The organism is Sorangium sp. So ce836, assembly GCF_028553905.1.
GTDB classification, from domain to species: domain Bacteria; phylum Myxococcota_A; class Polyangia; order Polyangiales; family Polyangiaceae; genus Sorangium; species Sorangium cellulosum_D.
On the sequence record NZ_CP102233.1, the window covers coordinates 5,074,884 to 5,093,585 of the forward strand.

An 18,702-nucleotide genomic window follows, 5' to 3' on the forward strand; every position below is an offset into this window, starting at 1 on the left:
CGTCTGTCCTTCGACGTGTTGGTGCGGGCGCCGGGAATGCACCTCAATGGCGATGCCAGAATCCGCGTCCTTCGTCATAAGTCCACGCTCCGAGGCCACCGCGTCCGGGCACATGACCCGGGATCCCGCCGCGGTTTTGGGAGTCGTTGAAGCTGGAAGCTGCGCGGTTGCCCGGGTCAGACAGGAAGCCGCCTGCTGGTCTTGTGGTCCTCGTCTGAGGTCCACTGCGCTCCTGATCCTGATACCCCGGCGCGATCACTCTGTTCGGCGGGGCCATCCCGGCGAGCGCGTAAAGTCGCGGAATCGTCTGCGAACAGTTGGGGCAGGACGCCCTTGGCGTCCCTCCCATGGATGAAGCGATGCCACCGTTCGGATCAATCTCACCCATGGCCGCTCGCAGGTTCCCCCTCCAACCCGGGTCTCCGGGGCGGCACGACAGGCCAGTCCGGTTCTGCCAATCCTCCAGATGATCGCTCAGCGCCTGGGGTTCAGCGCAGTTTTGCGGCTGCACGTTGGCGTCTTGGCCGCGAGCGTTCGATGGTGGGAGCGCCGCCTGAACGGCTGGGTGGAGATCGCTCCGGGGACGCCCACGGCTCACGCCTGTTAGCGTTGAGCCGTCCGTGCGCGTGATGGTGCATTCCATACGCGCGAGCCCATCGGCGTCCACCCACTCCACTGGGTAATCGTCGACGTACGCGTACGGCCTCAGGCCTCCCTCGATCCCGATCGGCTCCGGGCTGAGGTACACCCCCGCCTCCGGGTCGTAGTACCTGTGCCCGTTGGAGTGGAGTCCGGTCTCCTGGTCGGCGTACTGCCCCGGGAACCTGAGCGGCGTGATCCCGGCCTTCCCGTCGGGCACGTCGCCGTACAGGCCCGCCTCGATCTCGGCCGCGACGCGCCCGTCGCCCTCCACGAGCGCCTCGGGGAACCCGTTGACCCCGTGGACGAAGTACCTGAGCGCCCCCGCGGCGTCGTCCCGCTGGGCGAGCGGCAGCGCGCTCTCCGGCAGCGTGACGTAGCTCCGCTCTTCCACGGCGGTCGTCTCGCCATCCTCCGGCGCGCGCTCGGTGCGCTCGTGGACCAGCACGTCGCCGCGCCAGGCGTACCGGGTCAATCGCTCGACCTGCCCGGGCCGCGCCACGCGCTTCTCGATCCTGCGGCCGAAGGCGTCATAGGCGAACGAGATCACGTTCCCCTCCGCCGTCCGCGCCTCCATGAGCCGTCCGTCGGCGCTCCACGCGTAGGTCCACACGCGCTCGGGTGCCTGCTCGCCTCCGCCATCACCCCTCAGCTCGCTCACGCGCTTCCGCACCACGTCGCCGCGCTCGCCGTGCTCGTAGCGCACGGTCCGTCGTGCCGTCGCGCGCTCCGTCAACCGCCCACCCGGCGCGTAGGTCCGCCGCTCGCCGTCCCGCTCCATCTCGCCCGCCGCGGAGAAACGGAACCGCTCGGCCGGCTTGCCGCCCCGGCGCCGCTCGACGACGCGGCCGTTCGCGTCGCGGAGCATCGCTCGCGTCGCGCCGCCGAGATCCTCCTCGGCGCGGAGCATCCCCGCGGGCGACCAGGCGTACGTCCTGCGCCACGTCTCGGGCGCCGCGAGCGGCCCGACCCACGGCGGCTCGCCGGGACCGACGCGCGGCGCACCGGGCTGACCGAGCACGCGCTGCCGCTGCACCAAGCCCTCGGCGTCGATCTCGGTCGCGATCGTGCCGCCGCCGGGCAACACCCGCGCGACCTCGTGGCCGCCGGCATTGTACGCGAAGCGCAGCGGCGCGCTCTCTCCACCGATCTGCACCGCGACGGGCCGTCCCATGATGTCGCGCTGCACGCTCATGTCGCCGCCCGGCCCGCGCACGCCGGTGACCCTGCCCATGGCGTCGTAGGTCCACGCGAACGCCGCGAGCACCTCGGCGCCCCGCCGCGTCACCTCCGTGAGCACCCGCCCGCGCCGGTCGTACGTGTACAGGCACTCGACGTCGCCGCTCGCGGCGCGCGCGATCCTGCCGAGCGGATCGTAGTCGAACACGTCCTCGCGCCCGTCGGAGGTGGTGCGCTTGACGAGCCTGCCGAGCGGGTCGACCTCGAGGTCGACCTTGTCGCTCCCGCGCTCCACCCGCTCGATTCGCCCCTGCGCGTCGAGCCTGTAGCGGATCTCGCGTCCGTCGAAGGTCCGCTCGCCGGTGATGCGCCCCTCGCCGTCGCGCTGGATCCGGTGCTCGTCGCCGGCCTCGTTGACGATGCGCGCCAGGTCCTGCTCGCGGTCGTACCGATACCGCACCTTGCTCCCGTCGGGCCGCACGAGCTCGGTGACGACGTGGAAGCCGCCCCAGCGCAGCGTGGTCGTGCGCCCGTCGGCATCCGTGATCTGCGCCAGGTTGCCGTCGACATCGAAGTCGTAGCGCGTCACCGCGCTTCCCGGCCCGAAGACGGCGCACAGGCGACCGCACGCGTCGTAGGCGAAGCGGGTCTCGTGCCCGCGCTCGTCGGTGAAGCCCAGGACCCGGCCGAGGAAGTCGTACCGGATGCGCCGCTCGGAGCCGTCGGGCTCGACGACGCGTACGCGGTTCGCGAGCGCGTCGTACTCCATGCGCGTCTGGCCGCCGTTCGGCGGGGTGGCGCCGACGAGCAAGCCGCGGCTGTCGTATGCGAAGCCCACCACGAAGCCCACGTCATCGTAGACGGCGACGACGTCGCCGCGCGCGTCGCGCTCGTAGCGCGCGGCGCCGCCGAGCGCATCGGTCATGGCCGAGACGAACCCGCGCGCGTCGTGCTCGACGTGGGTCCTGTTTCCCATCGGGTCGACCTCGGCCACGAGCCGCCCCTCCGCGTCGCGCTCCCAGCGGAAGACCCGCTGCGTCGCGTCCTGGTACTCGAGCAGCGCGCCCGCGTCGTCGTAGCGGAAGGTGTGCACGCCGCTGCCGCCGCCCCAGACCATCCTGTCGAGCTTGCCGAAGGCGTTGCCGTCGATGCGCCGGATCGAGCGCGACGTGATCACCTCGGTGAGCGCGCCGTCGTGGTGGTCGATCTTGACGTGCAAAAACCCCCTGGCCCGCGATCCATCGAACAGGGTCGCCGGCGCGCCGTCGTCGAGCGCGTCGTTGCCGTCACGGTGGCACCAGCTCTCGACGCAGCGCCCATCCTTGTAGCGAAACTCCGCCACGAGCCTTCCCGGCTCCTCGCGCCGCACCAGGCGGTGGTCCTCGTCGTAGGCGAAGCGCTGCGCGTGCCCCGCGGCGTCCTCGGCCGCGATGAGGTCGCCGCGCGCGTCGAACGCGTACCGCCGCCGCGCCTCCCAACGCCCGTGTGCCGAGGCGTTCTTGACCTCGAAGGCGGCGATGTGCCCGTCCTCGTGCCGACGCACGCGCACGATCCGGCCCACGCTGTCGATCACCTGTACAAGGCGGCCGTCCTCGTACGAGAGCTCGATCAGGTTGTCGTGCAGGTCGACGATCCGGCTCAGCAGCCATCGGCTGCCTTGCGGCTCCGCGAACATGTACGCGAGCCCGTCCGCCGCGAGCGCGTAGCCCCACGCGTAGCGCGTCAGCACCCCGCACGGCAGCCGCGCCGACGCGCCCGGATCGAGCCTCCTCGACAGCTCCGTCGCCGCCGCGTGCGGCTCCAGCACCCGGAGCCCGCGGCGGCCCTCTTCGACCTGCCACGAGAGCGAGTGCGTCCAGCCGAAGCCGAGGCCGCCGTCCTCCTCGACGCGCGCGGAGCTGTAGCTGCGCTTGATCACGAGCGGGATCGTGCCGGGCAGCGCGAGATCGACGACCGCGACCGTGTAGACGCGCCCGGTGATCGGATCGACCGGATCGCCGGCGTGGGTGCCGCCGCCGCTGCCGTGCGTGGGGTTGGGACAGCCGCCACCGCTGCCCGGCCCGCAGCTGCCCGCGTCCTTGCCGCCGCCGCGCGCGCCGCTGCCGCCGTTCCTCCCGCCTCCGCCCTGGCCATCGCCGCGGCCGTTGCCCCCGCCGCCACTCCCGCCCCCGCCGGCCCCGCCGCCGCCCAGAATGAAGACGCCGGGGTTCATTCCAGGGATCACCGCAGCGTTCGGAAAAGGCGCCGTTCGTGCCATGCGCGGATGCTCGCCGGCGGGGCGCACCTGCGGCAAGCGGCCGGCAGCTCCTCCACGCTGCTCGAAGCTCCTCGCCCCGCCCCGCGCTCGTCGCTTGGTACCGCCGCCGACGCGCGCTACCGTCTCGCCGTGACCAGGACCGGGCGGCGCAAGCAGAAACCCACGCCGCGACAGGGCGCCCCGGAGCTCACCCCGAAGAGCGTGGCGCGCATGGACGTCGGCGACGCCGTCTACCGCCTGGTGAAGCTCCTCGCCCGCTACCCCGACGAGCGCCTCGACGCGAAGGCCCGCGGCGCCCTCGAAAAGACCCTGCCCGCCCTCGACGCGCTCCGCGCGAGCCACCCGGACCACCCGCAGGTCGCGTGGGTCGCCGGCATGATCCTCCGCAAGCTCGGCCGGCTGGACGAGGCCGCGCAGCTCGCCCGCCGCGCGTTCGAGCTCGAGCCCACGTTCGCCACCGCCGTGAGCCTCGCGTACGCCCTCCGGGAGCGAGGCGACATCGACGCGGCCCAGGGCGCGTTCGAGGCCGCCGCCCGCCTCGATCCCGAGGACGTCTCGGCCCGCTGCGACCTCGGCGCGATGCTCTGCGAAGCCGGCCGCACCGCCGAGGGCCTGCGCCACCTCGAGGCCGTCCTCGACGAGCAGCCGGCGCACGCCGTGGCGTTCCCAGCCTACGCCTACCACCGCGCCGTGCGCGATGGCGACGCCTCCTGGTACGACAAGCTCGCGGCGTACGAGAAGGCGCACCCGGAGAGCGCAGCCGCCGCGCGGGCGCTCGAGCGCCTGCGCGCCGAAGGGCTCCACCACCCCGCGCCCGTCGCCGTCGTCGAGGGCTTCATCGCCGGCGTCGCCGAGGCGATCGATCACCGCCACCGCGATCACGACCCGTGGCTCGACCGCTTCGGCGCCCGCGAGCACGGCTACCGGCTCCTCCCGCCGCTCGCGCCGGAGGAGCTCCGCCGCATCGAGGCGTCCTCGGGCGCCCGCACCCCCGCCGACTACGCGGCGTTCCTCACCCGCGTCGGCAGCGCCGGCGCGGGGCCCTACTACGGGCTCCTGCCGCTCGACGGCCCGGGGCAGATCGAGAGCCTCACGGGCGACTTCCCCCACACGCGGCCCTACCGGCCCCAGCTGCGGGTGATGAGCGCGTCCGAGCGCGCTGCGTACCAGGCCGACGCGACGGTCCGCGGCACGATCGCGCTCGCGCACATGGGCTGCGGCTACTTCTCCGTGCTCGTGGTGCGCGGCCCGCGCGCCGGCACCGTCTGGGCCGATCTCCGCGCGGCGGGCTCGGGCCTGCTCCCGACCCACGACAGCTTCACGGCGTGGTACCGCGGCTGGATCGAGGCGCTCTCGAAGGGCGCGCCGGCCGAGCTCCCGATCAGCGCGCCCCGGTGCGCGACGCCCGCGGCGATCAGCGACTACCTGATGGCGTGGGAGCGCGAGCGAAGGCTCCCGCCCGGGACCGCGGGCGAGGCGGGGGTCCGGCAGGCGCTGCGCGAGCTCCCTGACGGCGCGATCGCGATCCAGGCCGAGGCGTCCAGGTACTTCGACGCCGGCGATCCCATCAGCCCCTGCCCCAGCTGCCGGCACATGTTCGACCACTTCATCCAGAAGGACATGTTGCGGGCCGCGCAGATCCGGCCCGGCGTGCCGCCCAGGGCCGCGCGGCGGATCCGCCCGGAGGCGTAGCGACCCCTCCGGCGCGCGTCCCCCACGCGGCGCTGCATGTCGGCGCGCGTCCCCCACGCGGCGCTGCATGTCGGCGCGCGTCCCCCCACGCGGCGCTGCACGTCGGCGCGCGTCCCCCCACCGTGAGCTGCACGCCGGCGGCGGTCCCCCCCACCGTGAGCTGCACGCCGGCGGCGGTCCCCCCACCGTGAGCTGCACGCCGGCCGCCCGGCTACCCCGCCTTCTCCGCGCGCCGCCGCCGGGCGCGCCGCGGCTCGCTGCGGGCGGCGCCTCCCTGGCTGGAGGGCTCCGGCTGCGGGGTGAACCCGATCGCCGCGAGATCCCGCTCGCCGATCACGTCGCCCTTGGCCACGAGCGCGGCGCGGAGGAGGACCGCCCCCATCTCGGCGTCGTTGCCGGGCCACGGATGATCGAGCACGGCCTGCAACGCGCGCAGATCCAGGCCGAACGGCCGGCCCCGCAGCCGGACGCCGATGCGCGCGAGGTGGTCCAGCGCGAGCGCCCGGAGATCCTCGGCGCGCGACGACAGCGACGGCAGCGCGACCGCCCGGTCTCCCAGACGATCGCCGAGCCGCTCGCTCATCTGGCCGGTCGCCACCAGCGCGTCGACCGTCTGAGGCACCGCCACGACGAGCCGCACGTCGTCCGGCAGCGCCGCGCCGAGGTAGCTCTGCACCTCGGCCGGCAACGCCTGGGCGTCGAGGATCAGCAGCGTGCCCCCCTTCGCCGCCTCGATCGGCGAGCTGTCCGGATCGCGCCACAGCGCGAGCGCGGGCGGCGCCCCCGCGGCGCCCGCGGGCCCGGCGCCGCCCGAGGGCCCGGCGCCGCGCGCGGGCTCCGCGGAGGCGCCGCGCGCGGGCTCCGCGGAGGCGCCGCGCGCCTGCGCGAACGCCTGCGCGAACCCCTCGGGCACCGGCGCCGCGCCGTCGACGATCGCCAGCGGACCGCCCGCCCGCGCGGACGACAGGTGCACGACCGCGCCCCACGCGACCGCGTCGATCCCGGGCGCGGTCAGCAGCGTGACCGGGCCGCCGGTCTCGCCGAGCCGCTCCAGCTGCTCGAGCGCCGCGCGCGCGGCGGGGCTGTAGGCCGCGGCCCGCGCCGGCCGCGAGAGCAGCGCCGCGATCGCGCGGAACCGGCCCGCGCCCTGCGCCACGGCGCGCTCGAGCCGGCTCACCTCCCGCGCGCGCTCCTCGGCCTCGCGGCGGGCGGCGACCTCCCGGCCGCGCGACCCCGACAGCATCGCCGACACCGCGATCACCGCGCCGAGCCGGTCGGCGACCGCGCGCAGGCCGCACACCTCCTCGAGCGTCATCGGCGACGCGCGCCGGCCCCGCGGGATCGCGAGCGCCCCGATCGGCCCCTCCGCGTCGTTCACCAGCGCCACCACGCCGATGTCGCGCTCGGCGAGCCACGCGAGCAGCGGGCGCACCTCCGGCCGCCGGACCTCGACCGCCTCGGCCGCCTCGACGCGCAGGACGCGCTCGGGCTCGAGCTGCGCGAGCTCGATGAGGCGCGCCGGCACCTCCGCCGGCGCGGTGTGCGCGTAACCCGCGCGATCGACGGTCACCCGCTCGGGCGGCGAGAGCAGGTACAGCGCCGGCGGCGCCTGCCCGGCCGTGCCGGCGTCGGACGCGTCGCGCAGCGCGGAGAGCGCCGCCTCCAGCGCCGCCTCCGGCTCGGGGTTCATGGCCGCGCGCGTCGCGGCGTCGAAGGCGCCGAGCCAGCGCGCCCCCTCCGGCGCGAACCGGCGCGAGAGGGCCGGCGCGGCGAGCCCGGCGAGCGCGCAGAGCGCGCACGCGCCGAACACGGCGACGCCGACCGACGACGCCGGCGCGCCGCGGAGCCCGAGATCGCCGCGCGGCGCCTCGTGCACCGCGTACACCGCGAGGAGCGCCGGCGGGGTCGCGAGCGCCGCGAGCGCGAGCGTGCGGCGGAGCGCGCGCGAGACCTGCGCGGCGTCCGCGGCCACGGTGCAGAACGCGACGCACACCGCCGCGACCGCGCTCGTGACGGGCAGGATCGACTCGGGCGCCGCGACGCCGACGAACGCCGCCGCGAGGCCGACCGCGAGCGCGGTCGCCGAGAGCAGGAGCGCGGCCTCGACCCGGTCGGCGACGCCGAGCTCGAGCCGCCGCGCGATGCGGACGCGCGCGATCGCCACGAGCATCACCGTGAGCGAGCCGAGCGACGCCGCGGAGGTGGCGTAGTGCACGAGCAGCGGATCGAGATCCGCCGCGCGCTCGGGCGCCGCCGCGGACACGGCGGGCAGTGCGACCGCGACGGTCCAGAAGAGCGAGGCGAACGCCGCGGCGTCGAGGCGCCGCGTGCTGGGCGGGGGATCGAGCAGCCCGCCGAGGCCCGCGATGCGCGCGAGCCCGACCAGGGCGGCCATCGACGCCGCCGCCGCGCCGATGTTGCCGAGCGCGATCAGCGCGAGCCCGGTGGGGCCGCTCCGCGCGGCGGCGAGCATCGCGGCGCCGGTGAGGCAGACGGCGGCGGCGCTGCGCGCGGCCGGCTCGATCCGGTCCTCCCCGCGCGGCGGCCGCTCGACCCACCGCAGGCCGAGCGCGAGCAGCGCCGGCAGCCCGAGCAGGGCGAGCCACGCGGGCCCGTGGCCGCCGGACGCCCGGAGCGCGGCGAAGGCCGTGTAGGCGACGGCGGCCGCGGCGATCCAGAACGAGCGCCGGCGCAGCATCGCGGCGAGCGTAGCGTCTGGCCGCGGGGGCGCCAACGAGGCGGGCTCGTCGGTGGAACGACGCGCCGCCTCCGCCGCCGCCCGCGGCGTTCCGCTCCCTCAGGCCCTCACGGCGGGAGCGCCGCGATCCAGTCGCGCACGCACGTCTTCTGCTCTTCGGTGAACGCCATCTGGCCAAACGGCATCCGTACGCCGCACGGCGGGGGGTCCTGGAGCTTCGTGTAGATCGAGCTCATGTCCGGCTGGCCCGGCACGAGCACCGAGCCGCCGCACGACTGGGACGGCTGGTTCTTGATCATGTTCTCGAACCCCGCCGCCAGGACGAGGCCCGAGGCCTTCGAGCCTGCGTCATGGCAGCCTCCGCGGCCGCACGAGTCCGCGATCAGCGTCGGGGCCTCGGCGCACGTCTGGGGGCCGCCGCCGCTCGCGCTCGAGGTGGCCGCCGCGTCGCCGCCGGTGGTCGCCGCGTCGCCGCCGGTGGTCACCGCGTCGCCGCCGGTGGTGGCGCTCGGGGCACCGCCGCCGCCGGTGGTCGCCGTGGCGCCGGGGCCCTGGCCATCGCCGGCGCCCGCGCCTTCGTCGCCGCCGGCGGCGTACTCGTCCTTGAAGTCCTCGTCGAGGGTCCCCGCGCAGCTGGCGAGCAGCGCGGCGCCGCTCGTCAGCGCGGCAGCGGCGAGCGCGGCGCGCCCGAAAAGGGAAGCGATGGTCGTCACGTGCTACCTCACTCTCAGTAGATGTATGCCCCGGCGAGCCGAATTCCCAGGTACTGGTCCGTCGCCCCGCCGGCGGCGTAGTCGTCGGTGAGCTCCGGCTGGAACGACGAGAAGAACCGGGCGTACTCGACGAGCAGCCGCGCCTCGATCCCCTTCGCGACGGGGACGAGCACCCCGGCCGTCGCGCCGATGCCCTGCACGCTGGCGCCGGTGAACCGATCGTAGACCGGGCCGGACGAGAGGGGCATCAGGTAGTCGGCGCCCAGCGCCAGCGCGACCGGGCCGGCCGGGATGCGCGCGTCGAGGCCGGCGCGGAAGATCGTGTAGTCGACGTTCGGCACGGTCCGGGCGAGGGCGTCCGGCGCGTCGATCTCGAAGGTCACGAACCGGAGCCCGGCGGAGATCCCGAGCACCGTCGACTCGCCGAGCGTCAGCCGCTCCCGCAGCCCGAGGTTGATGCGCTGGTAGGTCGTGCTGAGCGGGTCGCCGTCGCCCACCGCCGAGTTGAGGCCGAGCGCCCGCGCGTACCCGGCGGTGATCCCGAGGCCCTTGAGCACCGCGATGTTCGTCCCCGCGAGCGGGTACAGCTCTCCGGAGATCGACAGCGCCGGCTGACCGAAGACGCTGTAGGGCCGGAGGTTCTGCGAGAGCGGATCGGAGTAGTCGAACCAGCGGCCCACGAACTCGACGCCGAGCTCGACCGAGAAGAGCGCCGAGCGGACGTCGTTGCGCTTCCGCGCCGGGCCCCCGTCGTCCTTCCCGTCCTCGGCCTTCTCCTCGCCGTCGCCGTCGCCGCCGCCGCCGTCCTCTCCCTCGCCCTCGCCGCCCTCTCCCTCGCCCTCGCCGCCGCCGTCCTTCTTCTTCTCGTCGGCGGGCGGCGGCGCGATCTGCGCCAGCGTCGGGCCGAGCAGGTCTTCCAGCGCCTTCTTGCGGTCGTCGTCCGAGCCGCCCAGCGGCACCGCGCCGTCCACCGCGAGGTCGCCCGCGTTCTCGTCGACGTAAACGAGGTAGACCTCTTTCTTCTTCTTCTTGTTCGTCCGCGAGACGCCGTAGATCACCCCCTCGGCCTTCACGGTCTTGCCGGCCTTGCGAATGCGGTCGATGGCCTTCTTCCGCAGGGCCTTCATCACCACCGCGTCCCCGACGGGCTTGGTCTGGCCGGCGCCCTTCAGCGCCTTCGAGAACGCGGCGGGCTCGACCACCTCCAGCGTCTTCGGGACGAGGGCGAGGATGTCGTCGCGGATCGCATCCGCGTTGGGCCCCTCGACGTGGACCGCGATCGACTTCGACGCCTTGGGGGCGGCGAGCACGACCGGCGAGACCGCGAACGTGGCTGCGGTTGCGGCGGAGAGCCCGAGGAGGATCCTCCCACAGAGGCTCAACGACAGGGACAGCGTGGTGAACCTAGTGAGCTTGCGCACGGGCCTTTTCGTGGTGACAGCGGCGTCGACTGAAGCTTGCACGCGCGCGAGCCTACAAGCGATGTCAGGACGGAATCCAGCGTCTTGCGAAAGGATCGGGGGATCTTTCTCGCGACACGCAGTGTCGTTAAGAGACTCCGCTATGACCGGACTCAGAAGGGGTGCCGCGTCGCGCGCCCGCCTTCCTTGACTGCCCTCAATCAAGTAGAAAAGTTGTCGCACGATGCGCGGCGCCGCGACGCGGCGCATCGCGAGACCCGCTCGTCCCAGGCAGAGGGCACATGGATCGGTCAAGAGGACGGCACTCCCGCGCGCGGCGCGGCCCTGGCGCCTCGCTGGGGGCCGCGATGATCGCCCTGACGGCGGCAGCCGCCTGCTCGGGGAGGTCCGGCGCAGGGGCGGACGGCGAGCCGCCGCGCTGCGCGGAGATCCGGCCGGGCGCCTCGCCGCTCCGGCGGATGACGCGCTTCGAGTACAACAACACGATCCGGGATCTCCTCGGCGACGACAGCGCGCCGGCCGACGCCTTCGTGGTCGAGGAGGAGGCGCTCGGGTTCAACAACCAGGCGGCGGCGCTCGGCGTCACGCCGCTGCTCGCCGAGCAGCTCATGAAGGCCTCCGAGGCGATCGCGGCCCGGGCCGCGCGAAGCCTCGAGGCGCTCCTCGAGGGGTGCGAGCCGGCGGTGCAAGGGCCCGAGGTGTGCGCCGACGAGCTCATCGCGCGCTTCGGAAAGCGCGCGTTCCGGCGGCCGCTCACGCCGGCGGAGGGCGAGCGGTTCGCGCGGCTCTTCGCCTGGGGGAACGCCGAGCACGGCTTCTCGACCGGCGTCGAGCTCGTGATCCAGGCGATGCTCCAGTCGCCGCACTTCCTCTACCGCGTCGAGCTCGGCATGCCGGATCCGGTCGGGGACGGCGTGGTGCCGCTCTCCGATCACGAGATCGCCTCGCGGCTGTCGTACCTGCTCTGGGGCTCGATGCCCGACGACGCGCTGTTCGCCGCGGCCGACGCGGGCGAGCTCCGCACCGCCGCGCAGGTCGCCGCGCACGCCCGCCGCCTGCTCGAGGATCCGCGCGCCCGCGCCGCGGTCGCGAACTTCCACAAACAATGGCTGCAGCTGTCGAACATCGACACCATCACCAAGGACCCCGCGGTCTACCCGAGCTTCCACGCCGGGCTCCCGGCGCTCCTCCGGGCGGAGACCGAGGCGTTCCTCGAGCACGTCGTGTTCGACGACCCCGCCGGCGACGTGGCGACGCTGCTGACGGCGCCGTACTCGATGATGAACGCCGAGCTCCGCGCGTTCTACGGGCTGCCGGCGGGCCCCGCCGGGGCGCCGGACGAGCTCGCGATCGTGCCGCTCGATCCGTCGCAGCGCGCCGGCTTCCTCACCCACGCGAGCCTGCTCTCGGTGCTCGCCAAGCCGAACCAGTCCTCGCCCGTGCACCGCGGCAAGTTCGTCCGCGAGCGGCTGCTCTGCCAGATCTTGCCGCCGCCGCCGCCCGACGTGGACATCCAGCCGCCCGAGGTGCGGGAGGGGATCCCGACCCGCCGGCGGTTCGAGCAGCACTCCACGGACCCGAGCTGCTCCGGCTGCCACAAGCTCATGGATCCGATCGGCTTCGGGTTCGAGCGCTACGACGGGATCGGCCTGTACCGCGAGGCCGACCAGGGCGTCCCGATCGACGCGAGCGGCGAGATCGGGGGGACCGGCGGCGCGGACGGGCCCTTCGACGGGGCGGTGGAGCTCGCGCACCGCCTCGCGGAGAGCGGCGAGGTGCGCCAGTGCGTCGCGACGCAGTGGTTCCGCTTCGGCTATGGCCGCGCCGAGCAGGCGGAGGACGAGTGCAGCATGACCCAGATCCAGGCGGCGTTCGCCGAGAGCGGGTACAACATCAAGGCGCTGCTCGTGGCGCTCACGCAGACGGACGCGTTCCGCTACCGCCGCGCGCTGCCCGCCGACGGGGGGGCGTTGTGAGCCGCGCCGCGCCGCGCCGCGCGTCGAGGAGACGCCTGGATCGCCGCACCTTCCTGCGCGGCGCGGGCGGGCTCGCCCTCGCGCTGCCGTTCCTCGACGCGATGGGCGGCTCGGCGAGCGCCGTCGGTTTCCCGAAGCGCTTCGTCGTCTTCTTCACGGGCCTCGGCACCGTCAAGAAGGCGTGGGAGCCGACCGGGACCGGGGCGTCGTTCGAGCTCGGCGAGATCCTCGCCCCGCTCTCGCCCTACCGGGAAAAGCTGCTCGTCGTCGACGGCATCAACATGGATTCGGCCTACCACGGGCCGGGCGATCCCCACCAGCAGGGCATCGGCCAGGCCCTCACCGGCACGGAGCTCCAGGAGGGGACGCTCTTCCCGTACGCCTGCAACCCCGCGGCGCGCGTCGGCTGGGGCGGCGGCATCTCGGTCGATCAGTTCCTCGCCGCGCAGCTCGGGCAGAGCACGAAGCTCTCGTCGCTCGAGCTCGGCGTGCAGGTCCAGTACGCCAACGTCTCGTCGCGCGTCTCGTACCTCGGCCCGGGCCAGCCGGTCCCGCCCGAGGACGATCCGCGCGCGGCGTTCGACCGGCTCTTCCTCGACCTCAGCGCCGATCCGGCGGACCTCGAGCGGCGGCGCGCCTTGCGCCGCCGGGTGCTCGGCAGCGTCATGGAGGACTACGGCGCGCTCGCGAGGACGCTGGGGGGCGAGGACCGGCAGAAGCTGGAGCAGCACCTCGACGCGGTGGGCGAGACCGAGAAGCGCCTCGACGCGCCGGGGCTCCTCGGCGGCGCGTGCGCGCTGCCGGAGCTCGGCGCTCCGCTCGACGTCTACGCGAACGACGACTACCCGGCGATCGGGAAGCTGCAGATGGATCTGCTCGCGATGGCGCTCGCCTGCGATCTCACGCGGGTCGCGTCGATCCAGTGGAGCTCGACGCAGGCCGGGAAGGTGTTCACCTGGCTCGGCCAGTCGGACACGCACCACTCGCTCTCGCACTCGAACGTGACCGACGAGGACAAGCAGCAGCAGCTCGTCGACATCGGGCGCTGGCACGCGGAGCAGCTCGCGTACCTGCTCGGGAAGCTCGACGCGGTGAAGGAGGGCACGGGCACGCTGCTCGACAACACCCTCATCCTCTGGTGCACCGACATCTCGGAGGGGCAGACCCACTCGCGGCACAACATGCCGTACGTGATCGCGGGCGGCGCCGGCGGGGCGCTCCGGACCGGGAGGTACGTGCGCTATGGCGGCGACGCCCACAACGACCTGCTCGTGACGCTGTGCAACGCGATGGGCGTGGACGTGTCCACGTTCGGCAACCCCGCGTACTGCGCGGGCCCGCTGTCGGGCCTCCTGGCCTGAGCGCCGGGCGGGTGTTTTGGGCTTTTCGTCGCGCGCCGTTTTTGGCAAGTAGGCCCGCATGGGCGGCCTGCTGTCTTCAGGGAAGCCTCGCCGCGCGCCGCGCTCGACTCGCTCGACGCGCGCGGCGCGCCTCGTCCTTCGTCTCGCGCGCCTCGCGGCGCTCTCGGCGGCCGCGTGCGGCGCGGGCGCGTGCAAGAAGCCCGCGGACGCGCCGGCGGACGCCGGGGCCCTCCTGGCCGGCGACGCGGGCGCTGCCGAGGCGGCCGCCGCTGCGGAGGCGGCGCCCGCGGCGGAGCCGGTGCCGGCCGCCGCGTGGCCGCCGAGCGACAAGCCGCTGCTCGGGGTCACCGCGTTCGTCGCGACCGTTTACAAAGAGCCGCGCGACACCTCGAAGAAGCTCGGCTACCTGCGCGTCGGCTCGAGGGTGCCGCGCGCCGCGGAGCCCGCCGGCACGGCCGGCTGCCCGGGCGGGTGGTACGCGATCGAGCCCCGCGGCTTCCTGTGCGTCGGCGAGGACGCGACGCTCGATCTCGACGACCCCATCCTCAAGGCCGCCGGCCCCGGGCCGAACCTGCGGAGCGCGCTCCCGTACCGGTATGCCTTCGTCCGCGCCGTGCTGCCGCTCTACCTGCGCGTGCCCACGGCCGAGGAGCAGCGGAAGTCGGAGTTCAAGCTCGACGAGCACCTCGCGTGGTTCGAGGAGAACAAGGCGACCGTGCAGCGGGTGGCCCTCGGCGCGAACGACGTGCCGATCGACGCGCGCGGCGTGCCGCTGCCGGGCAAGCGGATCGGCGAGCTCGGCCTCGGGAAGAACTCGCTCGAGCTCGGCGAGGGAGCCCTGCTGGGCGGGGAGGGGGAGAACGACCCGATCCCGTTCTGGCTGGAGGGCGGCAAGCGCCGCATCCGCAACATCAGCGACTTCAAGGTCCCGGACTACGCGGTCTTCGCTGATCGGGCGCGCCGCTTCACCGGCCTGTCGCTGATCGGATCGTTCCCGACCGGGCCGGAGTCGTTGAACCGGCGGTTCGCGATCACGACCGATCTCCGGCTCGCGCCCGCGACGAAGATCAAGCCGGACACGGGCTCGCCGTGGCACGGCGTCGAGCTGAACGACGAGCTCACGCTGCCGCTCGCGTTCGTCCGGGCGCGGAGCGCGCGCGACGTCGAGATCGAGGGGGACAAGGCGACGCCGGGCAAGGAGCTCCCGTTCCGCGAGGTCATCCCGTTGACCGGCAGGATGCGCCGGCTCGAGGGGGTGAAGTACTACCGCACGAAGGACCAGCGGTACGTGAGCCAGCTCGACGTGGGGCTCGCGGTCGCCCCTTCCGCGTGGCCCCAGGTCGCCGAGAAGGGCGAGAAGTGGATCGAGGTCTCGATCACGCACCAGACGCTCGTCCTCTGGGAGGGCAAGCGCCCTGTCTATGCCACGCTGGTCTCGACCGGCCAGGCGGGGGTGGCCGATCCAAAGACCACGACCGCCACGGTGCGCGGCATCTTCCGCATCCGGAACAAGCACATCACGGCGACGATGGACTCGAACGAGTCGTCGAGCGTCGGCGGCCGCCCGGAGACGACCGCGGAGGCGCCCTCGGCCTCGCGGGGCGCGAAGCCGGACAAGGGCGGCTCGTCGAAGGAGCGCTCGAAGAAGAAGCCGGGCGCGAGCGCGGCGGAGAAGCCCGCGGCGGGCCAGAAGGCGGTCCCCCGCAAGGGCGACGGGGAGTACGGCGTCACGCGGCGCCGCGGCGAGGGGACGTACGCCCTCAAGGACGTGCCGTACATCCAGTACTTCGCGAGCGGCTACGCGCTCCACGCCGCGTACTGGCACGACGTCTTCGGCACGCCGCGCAGCCACGGCTGCATCAACCTGGCGCCCATCGACGCCCACCGCGTGTTCCTGTGGACCGACCCCCCCGTGCCCCCCGGCTGGCACGCCATCAACACCGGCGAGGAGCTGGGCGACGGGACGACGATCATCATTCATGAATGATCGGCGGTCGCCGTCTCGAGGGGAGGGGAGAGGGGAACTTCAGTGGGCGCAGGGGGGAGCCGTGCGGAGGATGTCGTCGAGCGACGCGTCGGCGACGCCGGCGAGGCCGTCGAGGAGCGGGGCGAGGCGGTCGTGCTGCTCCGGCGTGAACGGGGGCATGCCGAAGCGAGAGCGCACGCGCGAGAGCATGAACGCTAGGCCGGCGCCGTCCTGGTAGCCGGCGATCCAGGGGCCGCGGGCGAGCTCGTCGCAGATGCGCCGGAGGCGCGCCTCGAAGGCGGGGCGATCGGCGAGGGCGACGGCGGGGGAGGGGGCGCGCCGCTCGAAATGGTGGATGCACGCGGCGGCCTCGGTCGGGGGGCCGTCGATGGAGGCGAGGCCGGCGCGGAGGTCGTCGAGGAGGGGGGCGAGGCCGATGCGACGCACGAGCGCGCCGTCGAGGCACATCTCCCAGAGCACGTGGGCGAACAGCGCGAGCCGCGGCGCGCCGAGCGCGGCGCCGCGCAGCGCCTCGGCGAGGCGGCGCTCCCCCTCCACGAAGACGGGGGCGGCGTGGAACCAGCGGTCGACGGCGACGTGGTGATCGATGCCGGCCAGCACCTCGGCGAGGCGGGGCGGCGGGGCGGCGGGGCGCTCGGGCGCGCGGGCGGGCTTCACGCGCCGGTCGGCCATGCGCCAGAGGTCGGGGAGCATCGCGCCGGCACCGGCCGCGACCGAGCCGAGGTCGCGCGCGGCGAGGTGGCGATGAAGCAGGAAGTTCATGCGTTCAGGATGGCGCCGCGGCCCCCGGCGGTCGACGGTGAACCGATGCCGCGCGCCCTGCCTCGTCTGTCGCTCTTCGAGTGGAACGATTCGTCGTGGTCTCCCGGTCCGCTGCGCGAGCTCATCATCGAGTCGCTGAGCCGGACGATCCGATGGGGCGGCATGCTGCGCGGCCTGATCGCGCCGTTCCGGCGCTTCCTCGCCGCCTCGGGGGCGACCGAGGTCATCGAGCTCGGCGCGGGCGCGGCCGGGCCGTCGGAGGTGCTCATCGACGAGCTCCTCCGCGCGGGCGCGGCGCCGCCGCGCTTCGTGCTCACCGACCTCCTGCCGCAGCCGGAGGCGTGGGCGGCGGCGGCCGCGCGGCACCCGTCGTACGTCGCCTTCGAGCCCTCGCCGGTGGACGCGACGCGCATCCCGCGGGCGCTCGCCGAGGGCCGCGCGCGGCTCATGATCAACGCCTTCCACCACTTCTCTCCCGAGCTCGCGCGGGCGATCCTGGCGGACGCGGTGCGCGGCTCGTCCGGCATCTTCCTGTCCGAGGGCTTCGAGCGGAACCCGCTCGGCTTCTTGCCGATGGTCCCCGTCGGCGTCGCCGCGCTCGCCGCGAACCCGCTGCTCGCGCGCCGCTCCCGGGCCGCCAAGGCGTGGTTCACGTGGGCGACGCCGATCGCCGCCGCGGCCAGCGTGTGGGACGGCGTGGTGAGCACGCTCCGCGTCTACACCGAGGCCGAGCTGCGCGAGATGGTCGCCCCGCTCGGGAACGCGTTCGCGTGGGAGTACGGCACCTACGACTTCCCGCTGTGGGGCAAGGGGTACTACTTCTTCGGCGTTCCTGCGCGATGAGCAGGCGCCGAGGGCGCTCGGCGATCCAGCGCAGGAGCCTCCGACGAGCAGCTCACCAGGGATGGACGAGGCAGCTGTATTTTTGCGGCCGGGAACGCCGGTCATTTTGTTGAATAAAAATTTGACCCGTTCCACCCACCCCCGCGCACAGGGGCGGAAGCTGGCGACGCGGTGTCTCCGACGTCGTTCCATGCGGATTCGATGGCTTCCGGCGGCTGGGAAAAGGGGCAAGACATGATGGCTTATCGGCGGATGGTGGTGGCAGTATCGGCGTGCGTGGCCCTCGTGGCGGCGACCGCGTGTGGAGGGGGGATCGGCGACGCTGGTGACGCTGCCTCGGGCGGCGACGGGACGGCGAGCGGCGGCGACGGGACGGCGAGCGGCGGCGACATCGGGCAGGACCCCTTCGGCGACATCGGGGGTAGCGCGAGCTCGGGCGGTGACCCGAGCGCGGGCGGCGACGCCTGCGGCAGCGAGCTCATCGCGATCGTGCGCGACTTCAAGGATACGCACCCGGATTTCGAGGCCCGGCCCGGGGAGGACCGGGGCATCGTGGAGGCTCAGCTCGGCGCGGACGGCAAGCCGGTCTATGCGGGCGGCAGCGAGGGCACGTTGACCACGACCGGCAAGGAGGCCTTCGATCAGTGGTTCCGCGACGTGCCCGACGTGAACACCGCCATCCAGATATCCATCTCGCTCGTGGACAACGGGAACGGCACGTCCACGTACGACGATGCCGACTTCTTCCCGATCGACGACATGGGGTTTGGCAACGAGGACCGGCGCCACAACTATCACTTCACGCTCGAGCTCCACACCACGTTCGAATACAAGGGTGGCGAGGTGTTCACCTTCTCGGGCGACGACGACCTCTTCACCTTCATCAACGGCCGTCTCGCGATCGATCTGGGCGGTATTCACAAGCCGGAGAGCGCGACGATCGACCTCGACGCGCGCGCGCAGGACCTCGGCATCACGCCGGGCAACACGTACGCGCTCGACTTCTTCTTCGCCGAGCGCCGCACGACCGAGTCGAACTTCCGCATCGACACGTCCATCGGTTGCTTTACCCCGGTCATCAACTGAGCTCGGTCGTCCACTGACCCGGCGCGACCTCAGCCCACAGCGCCCTTCATTTCCCACCGTCCGCGTTCCTCGGCTCACCGCCCCGCCC

11 protein-coding genes are annotated in these 18,702 nt (G+C 73.8%); 6 read left to right on the plus strand and 5 right to left on the minus strand.

Features of this window, described 5'->3' with window-relative positions:
- Window positions 1-43: 43 nt before the first annotated feature.
- Window positions 44-4,075: an RHS repeat-associated core domain-containing protein gene (locus tag NQZ70_RS18500; RefSeq protein ID WP_165374035.1), complete on the minus strand. Its 4,032-nt coding sequence runs from the start codon at window positions 4,073-4,075 to the stop codon at window positions 44-46.
- A 129-nt stretch (window positions 4,076-4,204) separates the two neighbouring features.
- On the opposite strand from NQZ70_RS18500, the gene NQZ70_RS18505 reads away from it, so the two are divergent.
- Window positions 4,205-5,767 (plus strand): lipopolysaccharide assembly protein LapB, encoded by a 1,563-nt coding sequence (locus NQZ70_RS18505; RefSeq protein WP_129575393.1) that lies wholly within the window; start codon window positions 4,205-4,207, stop codon window positions 5,765-5,767.
- A 211-nt stretch (window positions 5,768-5,978) separates the two neighbouring features.
- On the opposite strand, the gene NQZ70_RS18510 is transcribed toward NQZ70_RS18505, so the two are convergent.
- The 3 genes from NQZ70_RS18510 to NQZ70_RS18520 form a co-directional block, all read right to left on the minus strand.
- Complete coding sequence (locus NQZ70_RS18510; protein ID WP_129575394.1) at window positions 5,979-8,465, minus strand: hypothetical protein; 2,487 nt, start codon at window positions 8,463-8,465, stop codon at window positions 5,979-5,981.
- Window positions 8,466-8,572: 107 nt separating this feature from the next.
- On the minus strand, window positions 8,573-9,178 hold the full coding sequence (locus NQZ70_RS18515) for a hypothetical protein (protein WP_129575395.1): 606 nt from the start codon (window positions 9,176-9,178) through the stop codon (window positions 8,573-8,575).
- Window positions 9,179-9,192: 14 nt separating this feature from the next.
- Window positions 9,193-10,599: a hypothetical protein gene (locus NQZ70_RS18520; protein ID WP_129575396.1), complete on the minus strand. Its 1,407-nt coding sequence runs from the start codon at window positions 10,597-10,599 to the stop codon at window positions 9,193-9,195.
- A 347-nt stretch (window positions 10,600-10,946) separates the two neighbouring features.
- Between NQZ70_RS18520 and NQZ70_RS18525 the strand changes: the two genes are divergently transcribed.
- The 3 genes from NQZ70_RS18525 to NQZ70_RS18535 are packed head-to-tail and all read left to right on the plus strand — an operon-like array spanning window position 10,947 to window position 15,923.
- Window positions 10,947-12,575, plus strand: coding sequence for a DUF1592 domain-containing protein (locus tag NQZ70_RS18525; protein ID WP_129575397.1), 1,629 nt, complete (start codon window positions 10,947-10,949; stop codon window positions 12,573-12,575).
- Window positions 12,572-13,936, plus strand: a complete 1,365-nt coding sequence (locus NQZ70_RS18530; protein WP_129575398.1) for a DUF1552 domain-containing protein — start codon at window positions 12,572-12,574, stop codon at window positions 13,934-13,936. Before NQZ70_RS18525 ends, NQZ70_RS18530 begins: the two co-directional genes overlap by 4 nt.
- A gap of 58 nt (window positions 13,937-13,994) precedes the next feature.
- Window positions 13,995-15,923 carry a L,D-transpeptidase gene (locus tag NQZ70_RS18535; RefSeq protein ID WP_129575399.1) on the plus strand — a complete coding sequence of 643 codons (1,929 nt, stop codon included), beginning with the start codon at window positions 13,995-13,997 and terminating at the stop codon, window positions 15,921-15,923.
- Window positions 15,924-15,962: 39 nt separating this feature from the next.
- Here NQZ70_RS18535 and NQZ70_RS18540 read toward each other — a convergent pair whose 3' ends face one another.
- Complete coding sequence (locus tag NQZ70_RS18540) at window positions 15,963-16,685, minus strand: hypothetical protein (protein ID WP_129575400.1); 723 nt, start codon at window positions 16,683-16,685, stop codon at window positions 15,963-15,965.
- Here NQZ70_RS18540 and NQZ70_RS18545 point away from each other — a divergent pair.
- Both NQZ70_RS18545 and NQZ70_RS18550 read left to right on the plus strand, forming a co-directional pair.
- Window positions 16,668-17,528, plus strand: a complete 861-nt coding sequence (locus NQZ70_RS18545) for a hypothetical protein (protein WP_129575401.1) — start codon at window positions 16,668-16,670, stop codon at window positions 17,526-17,528. The genes NQZ70_RS18540 and NQZ70_RS18545 overlap by 18 nt on opposite strands.
- 234 nt (window positions 17,529-17,762) lie before the next feature.
- The gene (locus tag NQZ70_RS18550) at window positions 17,763-18,614 is read left to right on the plus strand and encodes a fibro-slime domain-containing protein (RefSeq protein WP_129575402.1); all 852 of its coding nucleotides are present in this window, start codon (window positions 17,763-17,765) and stop codon (window positions 18,612-18,614) included.
- Window positions 18,615-18,702 lie beyond the last annotated feature (88 nt).